Below are 14,080 nucleotides of genomic sequence, written 5' to 3'. Positions count from 1 at the left end.
CTACATTATATAGTAAAACGCATAGGTTAGAATCAGATAGTGCAGAAAATCAGATGCCGGACGTATCGCCCCGTCTTCCGCTGAGACACGATGTATACCGGCCATCGCGCTTCAGGTCGTCAGCCTGGCGGCTACCAGACATGCGCCAGGCTGATGCACACCGTGCGCCGGCAGTGATGAGTGAAGATGACGTGGAAGCGATGCCTCTGTATAACACATAGCCCTGTTCGTGCAGAACGGCCTGGGTGAGATCGCTATTCAGTGTCGGTTTAAGATTTTTTTAACCAGTGCTGTATTTGTGCGAGATCATCTGGCGTATTAAGATTCACCAGCGAACGTGCTGCTGGATCATACCGTTGCCACAACTCATGGCCGGGATCAACCCAACGCAGCGACGTGAGCGCAACCTGAAGCCGTCGTTCACCGGTAGCAAACACCTGCCGCAGCGGTGCCAATGCGCTTTGGCGATACACTGCGAGGAGTGGTTGGGGCAAATCAGGCGCAGAGGGAGCAGTCGGTGCCAGCACATCACCGGTAAAAGGCCAGTCTGCCAGCGCCGCGAGCAATTCAGGCACGATCAGCGGCATATCCGCCGCAATCACCAGTGCAGCAGCGGTCTGCATTGCTTGCAGACCACTGATCACACCACCCAGGGCACCGCTTCCCGGCTGTTCATCGGCGACAATGCGTGCCGGCAGATCAGGCCAGGCCGCACCATCGTTCATCACCACGATAATATCAACACACAGTGGTTGCAGCAACGCGACGGCATGCCCCAGCAGATGCGGCCCATGCTCTCCCCACAGCCGCAATCGCCGTTTATCGGCACCAAAACGCCGGCTACGTCCACCAGCAATCACAATACCGCTTAACAGATGCCTGGACATAACAAGACTTTATAAATAGGAGCAGTTGGTATTTACGAGCCAACTTTACCGAGTGAGGCAAGAAACTCGGCGTTGCTCTTCGTCTTAGCCATGCGGGTCAGCATCAGCTCTGCACCCTCGTTTTCGCCGACCATGCTCACCATCCGGCGCAACATCCAGCTCTGGCGCAGGGTCACCGGATCGAGCAAGAGGTCTTCGCGGCGGGTTCCCGAACGCTGAATATCCACGGCGGGGAAGATGCGCTTCTCGGCCAGTTTGCGGTCGAGGTGCAGTTCCATATTCCCGGTGCCCTTGAACTCTTCGTAGATAACATCGTCCATCCGCGAACCGGTATCCACCAGACAGGTGGCAATGATGGTCAGCGAACCACCATCCTCAATATTCCGTGCCGAGCCGAAGAAGCGTTTAGGCGGGTAGAGGGCTGCCGGATCAACACCACCGGAGAGTGTGCGCCCACTCGGTGGCATGGCAATGTTATAAGCACGGGTAAGGCGAGTCAGTGAGTCCATCAAGATCACCACATGGCGCCCATGCTCAACCTGGCGTTTTGCCTTTTCCAGTACCAGTTCAGCAACCTTGATATGCTGCTCAACCGGCTCATCGAAGGTAGCCGCCACCACCTCACCCTTCACCGACCGTCGCATGTCGGTAACTTCCTCCGGGCGTTCGCCGATCAACAGCACAATGAGCTGAATGTCGGGCGCATTGGTCGTGACGCCATTCGCAATCGCCTTCAGCAGCATCGTCTTGCCGGCTTTGGGAGGAGCGACGATCAGCCCGCGCTGCCCACGGCCAATCGGAGCGATCACGTCAACAATGCGGGTTGGCAGAATATTTGGCTCGGTCGAGAGAACAATCTGCACATTTGGATGAATGGGGGTTAACTGCTCGAAGAGGGGACGCTTCTGCGCCATTTCAGCCGGCAAACCGTTGATCCGTTCAACGTAGAGCAGTGACGGATAACGCTCAACCTCTTTGGGCGGGCGCACCCGACCTTCAATCATATCACCGGTACGCAGATTGAAGCGACGAATCTGCGATTGAGCAACATAAACATCATCGTTGCTGGGACTGAGCCGTGCATTGCGCAGAAACCCATGGCCATCAGGCACAATCTCCAGTAAACCAGCACCCTGCGTTGTAATCGGTTCCTCAACAACTGCGGTCGTGACAACTGGCGCGGACAAAGCCTCACCATCAGCAGGTGCTCCGCCATCTCCATTCACCCGACGGCGACGGCGACGAGTTCGCTCTGTAGTTTCACTGGTTCCTGTTGTCATACGTTTTTCTTCCATTGTGTACGTTTTTTACTCCTCTTTGTGAGATGCTTCGTCAGGATGTGCTGTTCCACCGAATGGAGCAGCCGGTAAGTGACTCGATGAACCTGAACGATAGCCAAGCGCTTCCAGACGCTGATGAATCTCTTCAATACCCTTCGCACCCAGGTTTCGGATACTCATCAATCCGCGGTCATCAAGCCGCAACAACTGGCCAATCGTATGAATCTCTGCCCGTCGCAGACTATTGTAGGTGCGTGTGCTCAAACCAAGTTCGTCAATTGTCCGACTGGCAATCTCTTCGGGGATAGGCGGTGGTAGATGCGCTGATGGCTCTGGCTCTTCCGGTTGGTTCAGATTCACGATCCGCCCAAAATATTGGGCCAGAATCTGCGCCGCGTGGCTCAATGCATCACCCGGTTTGATAGTGCCATCTGTCCAGATTTCGAGGATCAGCCGATCATAGCCGGTCAGTGGATCGTCTCCCATCTCTTCAACCAGAAAGTTGACACGGGGAATTGGGCTGAAGAGGGCATCCACCGCAATTTCGCCAATTGGCATGCCACTCACCGTATCGGCCAGTTGCACTCCCCGCCCGCGCTCTACAGTTAGTTGCATTTCAAACGTTGTATGCTCGTCGTCGATGGTACAGATGTAGTGCTGAGGATTCACAATTTCTACCGTGCTGGGAGCATCAATGTCGCGCGCAAACACCGGCCCAGGCCCCTGTTTGATCAACTGTAGTGCCACCGCACGGTCACTGTAGGAACGGAGACGAATCCCTTTGATGTTGAGAACAAGTTGCGTGCCATCTTCAACCACACCAGGAATGCTACTGAATTCGTGAATAACCCCTGATATCTTAATCCGGGTTACCGCAGCACCGGGAATAGACGAGATCAACACCCGACGAAGCGCATTCCCTAGTGATGAGCCATGACCACGCTGTAAGGGGGCAATTGCAAACCGACCGTAATTCTCAGCCGCAGCGACAAGAGTAATGCGAGGGGTAATAAACGACAATTCAAGTGTTTCCATATTCCTGTTCCAAAACACTCCGAAACTCTGATCGCACCCGTGGCGTTTGTGCTCAATCCGCACATCCAACGCATGGTGCGTTTCGCCGGCCCACGGCGTTTCGACTCCATCAACTCAACCACAGTAGCGAGAGCGGGAAGCTGTGCTTACAGAGCACCTTTTCGGCGGCGCTGTAGCGCAGTAAGTGGCAGCTTAGAACTACCACGTGTTGCGCGTGACCTTACTATACTGGTGAGAGTTACACGCTGTGTCGGTCACAGACTCCTTATATAATACCATAAGTTACAAAAAGCGTGGGAGACAAAAGGAATTGTTATGATGAATGCCCAGAACCGCAACTTGCTCAGCACCATACTTATTATCGCCGGTGTAGCCTGGATTGTGATCAGTCGCCCGCCGGATATTAACCCTACTGTGCCGATGCCACAACCGGGTTTCGTAGCACCGGCTATTGTTCTTCCGCAACTTGACGGTCAGACGCTGGCCCTGAGTACATTGCAGGGGCAAGTGGTTATTGTTAATTTCTGGGCCAGTTGGTGTGGGCCGTGTCGGGCTGAAATGCCAATGCTTGAACAATTATACCAGGCTGAGCGGAGACGCGGGTTAACAGTGCTGGCAGTCAACAGCACTTTCCAGGACAATCCGGCAGATGTGTCGAATATGCAGCGTGATTTTGGGCTTAGTTTCCCTATCGTGCTCGACTACGATGGTTCCGTCAGTAATCGCTATGGGGCACGGATGTTGCCGACCACCTTTATCATAGATCGCAAAGGGGTCGTTCGTCGGGTGCTGTTTGGTGGACCGTTAAGCGAAGCGAATCTGCGCAATGTGATCGAGCCACTGCTGACTGAAACCGAATAACGGTGGTTTACCAACATCATCTTTTCTACATCACCGGTAATAAACGTATATGCTTCCAGCAGTTAATATTGGCCCATTTGCTCTGTATACTCCTGGACTGATCTTTCTGTTGGGCGGCTGGCTGATGGTACAGGTAGTGCGGAGCGCTGCCGGTGTCTACAGACTGCCCGGTGAACGCATGGAGATGATTGTTGTCATCGCCCTGCTTGCCGGGATTGTCGGTGCCCGGCTAGGGTATGCACTTATGTCGTGGCCCTATTATCTCCGCGATCCCCTGGCCCTGGTGGCCCGCGATCTTCAGGCATTTTCCTTGCCGGCAGGTGTACTGACCACCCTACTCGTCGGCGGCTGGCAGATCTGGCGGCAGCGCTGGCCGCTGTGGCCCACACTCGATGCTTTGGCACCAGGTATAGCGCTGGCAGCCCTCACCTACGCGCTGGCTCAATTCGCGAGTGGTGACGGTTATGGCTTGCCCACTAATCTGCCGTGGGCAATTCACCTCTGGGGTGAACCACGTCATCCAACTCAGCTTTACGCTGCTTGCGTCGCCCTGATTGCACTGATCGTCTGGCGACAATCCTATCGTCACATCCAGACTCCCGGCGTGTTGTTTCTCACCATCAGTGGGTTGCTGGCTGCTGGTACGTTAATCGGCGACGGATTTCGCGCCACCGGTTTACTTTTGCCGGGTAATATTCGCTTTTCACAAGTTGTTGCGTTGATAGTTCTCATCATAATTGTACGAATCTGGCCCAAATTAACGTTGCAACATAACATGCAATAACGCGGTATACTAAAAGTAACATTGTCTTCTCAGGGTACTGTGAGAAAATACATGCGAGTCCTGATCGTCGAAGATGAACTGATTATTGCCCAAGACCTTAGTCACACCTTGCGACGAATTGGCCACTCGGTGATTGACATTGTGACCAGCGGTGAAGAGGCACTCCAGTCTGCGAGCAAGCATAAACCCGACCTGGTATTAATGGATATTCGCTTAAGTGGTGCTGTCGACGGCATTGAGGCTGCCCGTCATATTCACAGTCGGTGGGGGATTCCGGTCGTCTTTCTGACCGCCCACGCCGATGATCAGACGGTACGCGAAGCGTTACTGGCCGAGCCGTGGGCTTACCTGCTGAAGCCGTTTGATGAGCGTGAGCTTGAAGTGGCCATCGCCGTTGCCGCCTACAAACATCGACTGGAACGACGCCTCAGATCGAGTGAACGCCACCTACGCACCACATTAACCAGTATTGGCGATGGCGTGATTGTTACCGATCCGCAAAGTCGCATTACCTTTGTCAATCCGGTCGCCGCCCGCATGCTCGGCATTACCCCGGATGAGGCCATCGGCTGGCCACTGGCTCGCATCTATACCCTGGTCGTTACCCATACCGGTTTGCCAACTGATAGCACAACGACAAATCAAACCGTTAACGGCCTGCCGACACCGGTTACCCTGCTTACCCGGAATGGCGAGCAGTTGTTAGTGGAACACACCATCACCCAAATTACCGCCGATGATGGTACCAATGAAGGCGTTGTGATAGTCTTTCGCAATGTCAGCGAACGACAACGGGCGATCAATCAGTTACAAGAGGCGAAACGTCAGTTACATCAGGTGCAACTGCAACTTGAACAACAACGACAGGCGCTCAATACGCTCGGCATACTTGCCCACACCTTGCGCAAAGTAGCGTCGTTACCGGAACTCTATACCGCAATTGTGAATGCAGGTGCGACCCTCTTACCTGACTATCGCGGTACACTCCTTATCTATAATCCCGAAACAGATCTCGTTTACCCCGTCGGTCACTGGGGTGAACCCCTGGTACACCGCCCTGTACGCCGATGTACTTGCTGGGGAGAGCGCCGCTGGGTGCTTAGTCGCACACACGATGACCATATCTGCCATTTTATCCCGCAAGGATTACTTGGTGAACGTATGTGTTTACCGGTTCAACAGCAACATACTGTTGTCGGTCTGCTGAGTTTGTACCATCAACAGCCGGACAATGGTAATGGCTATCAGGTAGCCGTTGCCCTGACCGATCTGGTCAGTCTGGGGCTAAGTGCCTTTGCCCAACGTTTCACATCCGACTCACCATCATGACGTATTATCTTGCTGGAGGATGTGACATGGTGTCAGGTCTGAGATGGGTTACAGGTAAACATCGCCCTACCTGTACCAAGCTTATCGCCATATATGAGAGGTGATCATTTCGTACTAACCGCATTTCGAATCGGCACCTCAGCGTGCAGCAGGGAGTTGTATTGATGGATAGCACGAATCAGTCAGTTGTACCACTGCTGCGGTTGTACGTTGCCGGTGCAACCAGTCGCTCGACCCGTGCTATCACGACGGTACGGCGATTTTGTGAGCGCTACCTCGCCGGTCATTACCGGCTTGAGATCATAGATGTGTATCAGCAACCGGATCGCGCACGCGAGGATCACATTATTGCCACCCCAACCCTGCTGATCGTCGAGCCGGGACCGCCAACGGCATTTATTGGTGAACTACGTTCATCAGATTGGCCGCGAGTGGCGGCAGCACTGAACTTGTTTCCCAATGACGAATAGGAACGTGTCGTATGGAGAACGAGCCACAGATGAGTCAGCCTGACATTGCCCGACTCCAGGCTCGCTTAGCCGAGCTAGAGGAACTGGTTCGTGCATTGCAGATGGGTGAGGCCGATGCATTGGTCATTGATGGGCCACGCGGGCCGTTGGTGTATACGCTACGTGGCGCTGAACATCCATACCGTGTCCTGGTCGAGACCATGAACGAAGGCGCCCTGACTTTACTCAGCGATGGTACGATTTTGTACTGTAACAGTAAGTTTGCCGAGATGGTCGGTTTAGCGCAGGATCAGCTTACTGGTCGGTCACTCCTCGATCTGGTGACGCCAACAGAGCGCTTGCTATGCGCCGAGTTGCTGGCAACCGGTGCTACCGGTTCGAGCAAAGGACCAATTACGTTACAGGCAGTGAATGGCGTGCAGCGTCCAGCCCAGATCTCACTACGCGCACTGCAAAATGAGACCGAAGCCGACATGTGTGCCGTTGTCACCGATCTCTCCGGGCCGCAAGCAGTCGCCGCCCAACTGCGTGCTGCTCTGGCCGAGAAAGATTTGCTGTTGCGCGAAGTGCACCACCGGGTCAAAAATAACTTGCAGATCGTTTCCAGCCTCTTGCGCCTACAAGCCGAAAATATCAGCGATGAGCGAGTAAGCGCCGCCGTCCACGACAGTCAAAATCGCATTCGGGCATTGGCGCTCGTCCACGAACAACTGTACCGCTCCGAAAGTCTGGCGCATATCGATATTGGGGAATATTTGCAAAATATCGCGACCAGCGTCTGGCGCTCGCTCAGCATGCGCGGCAGTTCATTACGTCTGGTGAGTGAGATTGGCCAAAGTATCAGTATCAACATCGACCATGCGATTTCACTTGGTCTAATCGTTACCGAGCTGGTTTCAAATTGTGTCAAGCATGCCTTCCCAGAAGGTATGCAGGGCGGCATTATCAAACTGCGAGTGGCCAGAGATACAGATACACTTCAAGTCGAGGTTGCCGATAACGGTACCGGTATACCGGCCCAGGCCGCCAGTAGTGGCAGTCTGGGTATGCAACTGGTGCATGGGCTATGCCGGCAACTCGGTGCAACACTGGATATTGTGTCTGATCAGGGAACAACGGTTACGATTCGCGTACCAGCGAATCGCCTGGAGTAGTGGAAGGGGGCACGGTACTATCTGCCACGTTGCTTGTCTGTAAACAGTGCACGCGAAAACAATCACCTACTCAATCAACATGCAAACGTGCTTCAAGCGCCTGCATGGCGGCGGTCAACTGTTCCTGGCGAAGAGCAGCCGTCACATCACCACGAGTCCGTTCAAGCACCGCACGTAAGGCATCTGTCGAACGACGTAAGCCCCCGGTAATTGCTTCCGGGTAATCCACCGTGATCAAGGCACTGTAGATGTCGTCCATTACTGTTAGTAACTGTTCGACGCGCGACACATCTCCCCGTCGCAAGTCATCAAGAATTGCCCGTCGCAGCTCACTGGCAGCTTCAGCCAAACCGTTGAGATAGGCTGCCGGTTCCACATTAATCATCTCGCCGGTTGGCGGCTCATCGCCGGCAAGGAATGCCACGACCAGATGCGCTTCGGCAAACTCTTTCAGGGCATCCTGAGCATATCCCGCATAACGAACCTCTGGCGCACCGGCAGTGGCGTCGTACAGTTCAGCCACAACTTCACCAGCCATCTCCAGCAAGTGGCGGGCAGTAGCAAAATCACCACGATGCGCAGCCCGAATGATGTTAGCACTCTGCCGTACTAGTATTCGTGCGGCGGCAATTACCCGTTCACGTGCGGCATGAATGCTCTCAAGCTGCACCACACAGCCAGCAACTATCTGCTCTATACTCATAGTCAACCTCTTGCCTCTTACGTGTAGGAGGTATTATAGCAAAAAGCTACCGCCGCAACGATCATCAATCAGGTGGTGATTTCTTCACGAGAAGATGCCATCGCTTGCTCGCAGCGGAGCACTCATCTCATAAAACTGTGCCGTCGTGCTGCCAGACTGTCACGCAGGCGCGTAAACGGTTGCCAATCACTAACGACAGTACCTTCTGCTCTCAGTCTGCCGGTACGGAAGCGAGGAGGGTTGCCGACCATCTCTTGTGCCATCACCCACTGGATTGATTGCCTTTCCCGCTCGTCATCCGCGTGGCGCAACATTTGGAGTGCGGCAGCCATATTGCCGCAGCAGCCGTGCTCACGATCCGGCGTGCGTCCCGCCTTCACCCCGCTGGTCACAGGGTTGCTAGGTGTGCCCGGCACGAGCATAGCGTCTGCCTGTAATGAATAAGATAACTTCCAGGAGATGTTTTTTAAAATAGATTCTATATATACAGCCCATCACTACCCATCTGCCCAGGCCAGAACACGGGCCGGCGCACCATCGGCCCCGGCCAGTTTCAAGGGCAAACAGGCAAAGGTATAACGTGTACCACAGGTCAGGACGGCGAGATTGCAGAGATTTTCGACAATCAAACACTCTGCCCCCAACAAGAGCACGTGCGCCACATCGCTACCATCAACCGTTGAGTCAACACTCAACGCATCGATTCCGACCAGTCCAACCTGCTGCTGCACCAGGGTATTAGCCAGCGCCGCACTGAGGTAGGGATGACGGAAATAGTGCTCACTGCCCCAGAAATTATCCCAACCTGTACGGAAGACTACCATCATACCCGGCCAGAGCTGATAGCCGTCCAACACCGTCGGCTCAATTGGCGCATTCGCCGGATAGCCACGCACATCAATCACCACACCCCGACCGATAAATCGTTCAGGCGGGATGTCATCAATGCCAGAGCCGTGCGCAAACCGGTGGCGCGGCGCATCGAGGTGTGTCCCGCTATGGCTACCCAGCGCGAGTGAGCTGACCTGCCAGGGTGGGCTAAACATCGGTGTGATTTGCACGGGCGGATCACCCGGATAGACCGGCATGCCTGAAGTAAGCAGACGAGTGAGATCATAGACTGTCGATAATGCGTTCATAGGTGATTCGATACCTGCGAATACACCGGTACTGATTGCGTGCTGTACTCCGGAATGATCACAACACTTTCAGGCCGAAAGCCAATGTGGACATCCTGGCCGGCACTTATGTCCATGCCGATATACGCAGTGTAGGGGTGAGCAATCTCGATAGTCATTGCCCCAACTGCAACCCACAAATGGTTGAGTCGGCGGCCAGGCCGCTGCTCGATGATACGGGCAGCCAGCAGGTTATGGCCGGCAAAGCGGGTTAGTGGTCGGTCAGGGTAGACGAGCCGAATCTCTTCGGGACGGATAAACGCTGCCACCCACGAACCAGGGGTAGGCGGTGGTGATGGACAGACGGCTTCAATCTGGTACCCTTCCCATTCCAGCCACAAACGATCAAGTTCCACCGCCACGACTCGCCCCTTAATGATATTACTCAAACCAAGCATCTGCGCGACCCGCAGGGTAGCCGGAAAACGACAGACCTCGGCCAGCGCACCGATCTGCTCGATCTTTCCTTCCTGCAGAATAGCAATCCGCTGACCAACAGCAAATGCATCATCAAGATTGTGGGTGACATAAACCACAATCAGACCGTGCTCGGCCTGAAGGGCGCGTAAATCGGCGTGCAATTGAGTACGTACTGCATGATCAAGAGCAGAGAACGACTCATCGAAGAGCAGCACATTGGGCTGTGCAGCCAGTGCGCGCGCAATCGCTACTCGTTGCTGTTGTCCACCTGACAGCTCATGCGGCATGCGCTGAGCGAGATGGGCAATCTTCATCTGATCCAGTAACTCGTATGCACGCCGCCGCGCTGTGCGCCCACGCCCTATCGGCAACGCCACATTGTCGAGTGCTGTCATATGCGGAAACAACGCATACTGCTGGAAGACGTAACCAATCCGCCGGCGCTGTGGCGGCAGATGGATCTGCGGTTGAGCGGGGTAGCGTTGAAAGAAGACCGTCTCGTCAAGCGTAATCCGACCGGCATCAGGAGTCATCAAACCAGCGATGGCCTGGAGAGTCTGGGTTTTGCCGGCACCCGATGGCCCAAACAACACCAGAATCTCGGCGCCAATCGTGAATTGTACGCACAGCGTAAACGTATCAAGCCGACGCTGAATGTCAACGCTCAACGTGGATGCCATACAGATCCTCGCGGACAATCATCGTTCGAGGTTTAGGTCTCTGCTCCAATCGCCGTACCAACCACAGTCCGACGAAGGCAATGCCGGTCATCACCAACACCATCAGATGCGCGTCGGTGTAGCGCTGCGCCTGCACTGCATCGTAGATCGCCACCGGTAATGTTTGCGTGCGACCAGGAATATTCCCGGTCACCATTAAGGTCGCCCCGAACTCGCCCAACGCACGGGCACTACCGAGGATAACCCCAGCAATGATCCCGCGCCGGGCCAGGGGTAACGTAATTCGCCAGAGGATGCGCCATTCGCTCAGCCCTAATGTACGCGCTGCCTGCTCCAATTGAGGGTCTACATTACTCAACGCCGCCCGGCTACTCTGAAACATCAGCGGTAAACCAACCACCACCGCAGCAACCACTGCCGCCGGCCATGAAAAGAGCAGACGGATCTGAAACCATTCTACCAGCGGACTACCGCTGCCCAACGCCAGCAGCAGATAGTAGCCAACTACACTGGGGGGCAGAACCAACGGCAACATCAGCATCGTCTCAACCACGATCTGACCGGGAAACGTCCGGCGCACCAGTAACAGTGCCAGTGGCAAGCCGATCAGGACGATACACAACGTGGCAATGGTTGTAACCTGTAACGATAACCAGAATGCCGACCAGGACATACACCCTCTCATGGAGTTGGCGAGGCAGCGGGTAAAATAAAGCCGTATTTTTCCATGACCGGTCGCCCTTGCGGGCCATTCACGAACTCCATAAACTGGCGGGCCGCTGCCGGGTAACGACTGCTACGCACGGTACCCGCCACCTGGATCAGGGGATGTTCGGGATGTAACTCAGTTGGAATGAGCACCCAATAGCCATTACTCTGCACACTTAACGAGAGCGCGACAATTGCCACCTCAACATTACCGGTATCGGCCAGGGTTAGTGTCTGTGCTACATTTTCCCCAAATACAAGACGATCCTGCACCTCGTCCCAAACACCGGCTCGCTCGAGCGCTTCGCGTGCCGCCTGCCCGTAGGGTGCGTGTTCAGGATTGGCAATCGCAATCCGCTGATAGGCCGGATCGCTCAGATCGCTCATCTGTTGCGGGCGAAGACCACTATCTGTGCGGGTCCAAATAGTAATCCGCCCCTGAGCATACACTGTCAACGAGGAGGTGTCAACAATCTGCTTCGTTGCCAGGTCTTCGATAAAACTGCGATTGGCAGCGTAGAAGAGATCAACGGGGGCGCCACGTTCAATCTGCTGGGCCAGTTGACCGGTTGAACCAAAATTGAAGACTACCGGAATCCCGGTTTGCGTGGTAAAGAGTGGCCCGATTTCAGTGAAGGCCGGCATAAGATCAGAGGCTGCGGCTATCGTCAGGCTGGCAGTATCGGGTTGTTCAGCATTACAACCGATCAACAGGAGCATCGCCAGCAAAAACATACACCACCCGCGTACCATTAACCACCTCCTTGTGCTTGCCAGTTCCCCCGCTGACTCAACTCATACCGGCATTCTTCCAGCCAAAGCACGGTTGCCTGCAACTGCCCGGAGCGATAGCGTAGCACGAGTCGCTCAAACGAATTGACAGGTAAGTTCGCGATCCGCTGTTCATTCTCTGTCAGCCACTGTCGACAACAGGCTAACTGATGGTCAAGCAGTTGGCCGGCCTGCGCTGCACCCTCGTGGCAGGCAAAATAGAGCTTCGCCATAAATTCAAGCCGGATATCTCGTCCATGCGCTACCGGCGTTGTCACCCAGGCAATAAAGAGCGCTTCACCCGCAGGGGTGAGCGAGAGAATCTTGCGCGGTGGCCGGCTCCCCTGTAGTTCAAGCTGATGGGTCAGATACCCATCAGCTTCCAGCCGGTCAAGTAATGCGTACAAATGACTCTGCTTGACTCGCCAGATAAAACCAAGGGCCTTTTTCCGCTGTAATTGCTGGAACAGCTCATACGGATGCATCGGCTGTTGACGCAGCAGACCAAGTAATGCCGGTTCAATTGTGAGTGACTGTTTCTGAGAAGCCATATCTGTGCGTATATCGGCACCACCGGTGTTCAAGTTGCCGAGAGGATTACCGGCATCGAGTCATCAATACTTCTCATGTTGAGTATTCACGATGTGAATACTGTACCACAATCAGCGATTACCGGCAACCGGTTGCCTATCTGAACGTTTTGTAGCCTGATTGGGCGCAACTGTCATCATTTATCCACCCTGAGCCACTATACTACGCACAGCCGAAGTAATTTTCATACACGTCTGGACATACGCTATGTCACTTGACACGATTCCCTTGCCAAAGGAAAGCACGCTTCCCAAAGACTATCGGATGCAGGCCACCTGCGAAGAGCCGCCAAATCTCTTGCCACCACTTGCAATTCTTGACGAGACGGTGACACCGGTAGAGCGGTTATTTGTGCGCAATCACCAGCCTATTCCCTCGCTATCCGAGCAGCATTGGGAACTGACAATCGATGGTCTGGTGCGGCATCCGTTGACTATTGGTTTTAACGATTTGTTCGGGGAACCAACCAGTAGCTTCTTCGCCGCACTCATTGGCAGGTCTCAGATGACTGAAGGTTATGCCGCGATTGCGAATGTCGAATGGATCGGCGCACCGGTAGCACTGTTCCTCGAAGCAGCAGGCATGAAGCCCCAGGCCGGTTTCGCCGCCTGTTGGAGCTACGGCCCTCAACCGATGGTGCGTTATCTGCCACTCAGCAAACTCTGGCAAGATGGCATGCTGGCGTATGCGATCAATGGTCAGCCATTACCCCCCTTGCACGGCGGCCCGGTACGTCTGATCGTACCGGGATGGAGCAGCACTTACTGGCTGAAATGGATTGCGCAGATTACGCTCCTTTCACCAGAAAGGGCACCGACAGCAGCCCATGTTGATGGATCACTGGCAATTGATTGTTGCCTCTTCAATCTCCCTAATGGTGTGATCAAGCCTGCCAGATATACCACCCTGCGCGGCGCAGCATGGTCGGCTGCACGTGGTGTTGCGCAGGTAGACGTTTCCACCGACGAAGGTCCCTGGCAGGCAGCCACCCTCGACCAAAACCTGGGGCCACGTGCCTGGCGACGCTTCTCATTTCGCTGGTCAGCTTCGAGTGGAACGCATCTGCTTGCTGTTCGGGTCAGTGATAATAGTGGTCAGAGTGCAATACGACGCTGGCAGATTGACGTGAGGAGTTCGTGAGAAGCAACGGGGTGACAGCATTATCCACGAATGAATAACATATCTGATAGCAGAGAAGGCACGACACGCTATCCAATCATTACCCTGGT

Annotated in this window: 15 protein-coding genes; 6 read left to right on the top strand and 9 right to left on the bottom strand. The window is 54.6% G+C overall.

Annotated features, from left to right (window positions below; genetic code table 11):
- Positions 1–269: 269 nt before the first annotated feature.
- The 3 genes from mobA to VAE57_RS07440 are packed head-to-tail and all read right to left on the bottom strand — an operon-like array spanning position 270 to position 3,202.
- Positions 270–887: a molybdenum cofactor guanylyltransferase gene (gene mobA / locus VAE57_RS07450; RefSeq protein WP_322821254.1), complete on the bottom strand. Its 618-nt coding sequence runs from the start codon at positions 885–887 to the stop codon at positions 270–272.
- Between the two features lie 32 nt (positions 888–919).
- Positions 920–2,167, bottom strand: coding sequence for a transcription termination factor Rho (rho, locus tag VAE57_RS07445; protein WP_322821253.1), 1,248 nt, complete (start codon positions 2,165–2,167; stop codon positions 920–922).
- Between the two features lie 27 nt (positions 2,168–2,194).
- Positions 2,195–3,202 carry a DNA-directed RNA polymerase subunit alpha gene (locus VAE57_RS07440; protein ID WP_322821252.1) on the bottom strand — a complete coding sequence of 336 codons (1,008 nt, stop codon included), beginning with the start codon at positions 3,200–3,202 and terminating at the stop codon, positions 2,195–2,197.
- Between the two features lie 315 nt (positions 3,203–3,517).
- Between VAE57_RS07440 and VAE57_RS07435 the strand changes: the two genes are divergently transcribed.
- From VAE57_RS07435 to VAE57_RS07415, 5 genes are all read left to right on the top strand, one after another.
- Positions 3,518–4,063, top strand: a complete 546-nt coding sequence (locus tag VAE57_RS07435) for a TlpA disulfide reductase family protein (protein ID WP_322821251.1) — start codon at positions 3,518–3,520, stop codon at positions 4,061–4,063.
- A 49-nt stretch (positions 4,064–4,112) separates the two neighbouring features.
- Positions 4,113–4,847 carry a prolipoprotein diacylglyceryl transferase gene (locus VAE57_RS07430; protein WP_322821250.1) on the top strand — a complete coding sequence of 245 codons (735 nt, stop codon included), beginning with the start codon at positions 4,113–4,115 and terminating at the stop codon, positions 4,845–4,847.
- 51 nt (positions 4,848–4,898) lie between these two features.
- The gene (locus VAE57_RS07425) at positions 4,899–6,176 is read left to right on the top strand and encodes a response regulator (protein WP_322821249.1); all 1,278 of its coding nucleotides are present in this window, start codon (positions 4,899–4,901) and stop codon (positions 6,174–6,176) included.
- Between the two features lie 164 nt (positions 6,177–6,340).
- Positions 6,341–6,646, top strand: a complete 306-nt coding sequence (locus VAE57_RS07420; protein WP_322816359.1) for a circadian clock KaiB family protein — start codon at positions 6,341–6,343, stop codon at positions 6,644–6,646.
- 11 nt (positions 6,647–6,657) lie between these two features.
- Positions 6,658–7,800: a histidine kinase dimerization/phosphoacceptor domain -containing protein gene (locus tag VAE57_RS07415; protein WP_322821248.1), complete on the top strand. Its 1,143-nt coding sequence runs from the start codon at positions 6,658–6,660 to the stop codon at positions 7,798–7,800.
- 70 nt (positions 7,801–7,870) lie between these two features.
- Here the strand turns inward: VAE57_RS07415 and VAE57_RS07410 are convergent, their stop codons facing one another.
- The 6 genes from VAE57_RS07410 to VAE57_RS07385 form a co-directional block, all read right to left on the bottom strand.
- Complete coding sequence (locus VAE57_RS07410; RefSeq protein WP_322821247.1) at positions 7,871–8,503, bottom strand: haloacid dehalogenase; 633 nt, start codon at positions 8,501–8,503, stop codon at positions 7,871–7,873.
- A gap of 497 nt (positions 8,504–9,000) precedes the next feature.
- On the bottom strand, positions 9,001–9,642 hold the full coding sequence (locus VAE57_RS07405; protein ID WP_322821246.1) for a cyclase family protein: 642 nt from the start codon (positions 9,640–9,642) through the stop codon (positions 9,001–9,003).
- Positions 9,639–10,781, bottom strand: coding sequence for an ABC transporter ATP-binding protein (locus VAE57_RS07400; protein WP_322821245.1), 1,143 nt, complete (start codon positions 10,779–10,781; stop codon positions 9,639–9,641). The genes VAE57_RS07405 and VAE57_RS07400 overlap by 4 nt, the downstream gene beginning before the upstream one ends.
- A complete protein-coding gene (gene modB / locus VAE57_RS07395; protein WP_322821244.1) occupies positions 10,759–11,454 on the bottom strand; it encodes a molybdate ABC transporter permease subunit in 696 nt (231 codons plus the stop codon). Before modB ends, VAE57_RS07400 begins: the two co-directional genes overlap by 23 nt.
- An 8-nt stretch (positions 11,455–11,462) precedes the next feature.
- A complete protein-coding gene (gene modA / locus VAE57_RS07390; RefSeq protein WP_322821243.1) occupies positions 11,463–12,242 on the bottom strand; it encodes a molybdate ABC transporter substrate-binding protein in 780 nt (259 codons plus the stop codon).
- Positions 12,242–12,811, bottom strand: coding sequence for a helix-turn-helix transcriptional regulator (locus VAE57_RS07385; protein ID WP_322821242.1), 570 nt, complete (start codon positions 12,809–12,811; stop codon positions 12,242–12,244). Before VAE57_RS07385 ends, modA begins: the two co-directional genes overlap by 1 nt.
- A 247-nt stretch (positions 12,812–13,058) precedes the next feature.
- Between VAE57_RS07385 and VAE57_RS07380 the strand changes: the two genes are divergently transcribed.
- The gene (locus VAE57_RS07380; RefSeq protein ID WP_322821241.1) at positions 13,059–13,991 is read left to right on the top strand and encodes a molybdopterin-dependent oxidoreductase; all 933 of its coding nucleotides are present in this window, start codon (positions 13,059–13,061) and stop codon (positions 13,989–13,991) included.
- Positions 13,992–14,080: the final 89 nt, after the last annotated feature.

The organism is Chloroflexus sp., from assembly GCF_034434295.1.
GTDB lineage: Bacteria > Chloroflexota > Chloroflexia > Chloroflexales > Chloroflexaceae > Chloroflexus.
The sequence above is the reverse complement of the archived record's forward strand: the minus strand, read 5'-3'. Positions and strand labels throughout refer to the sequence as shown.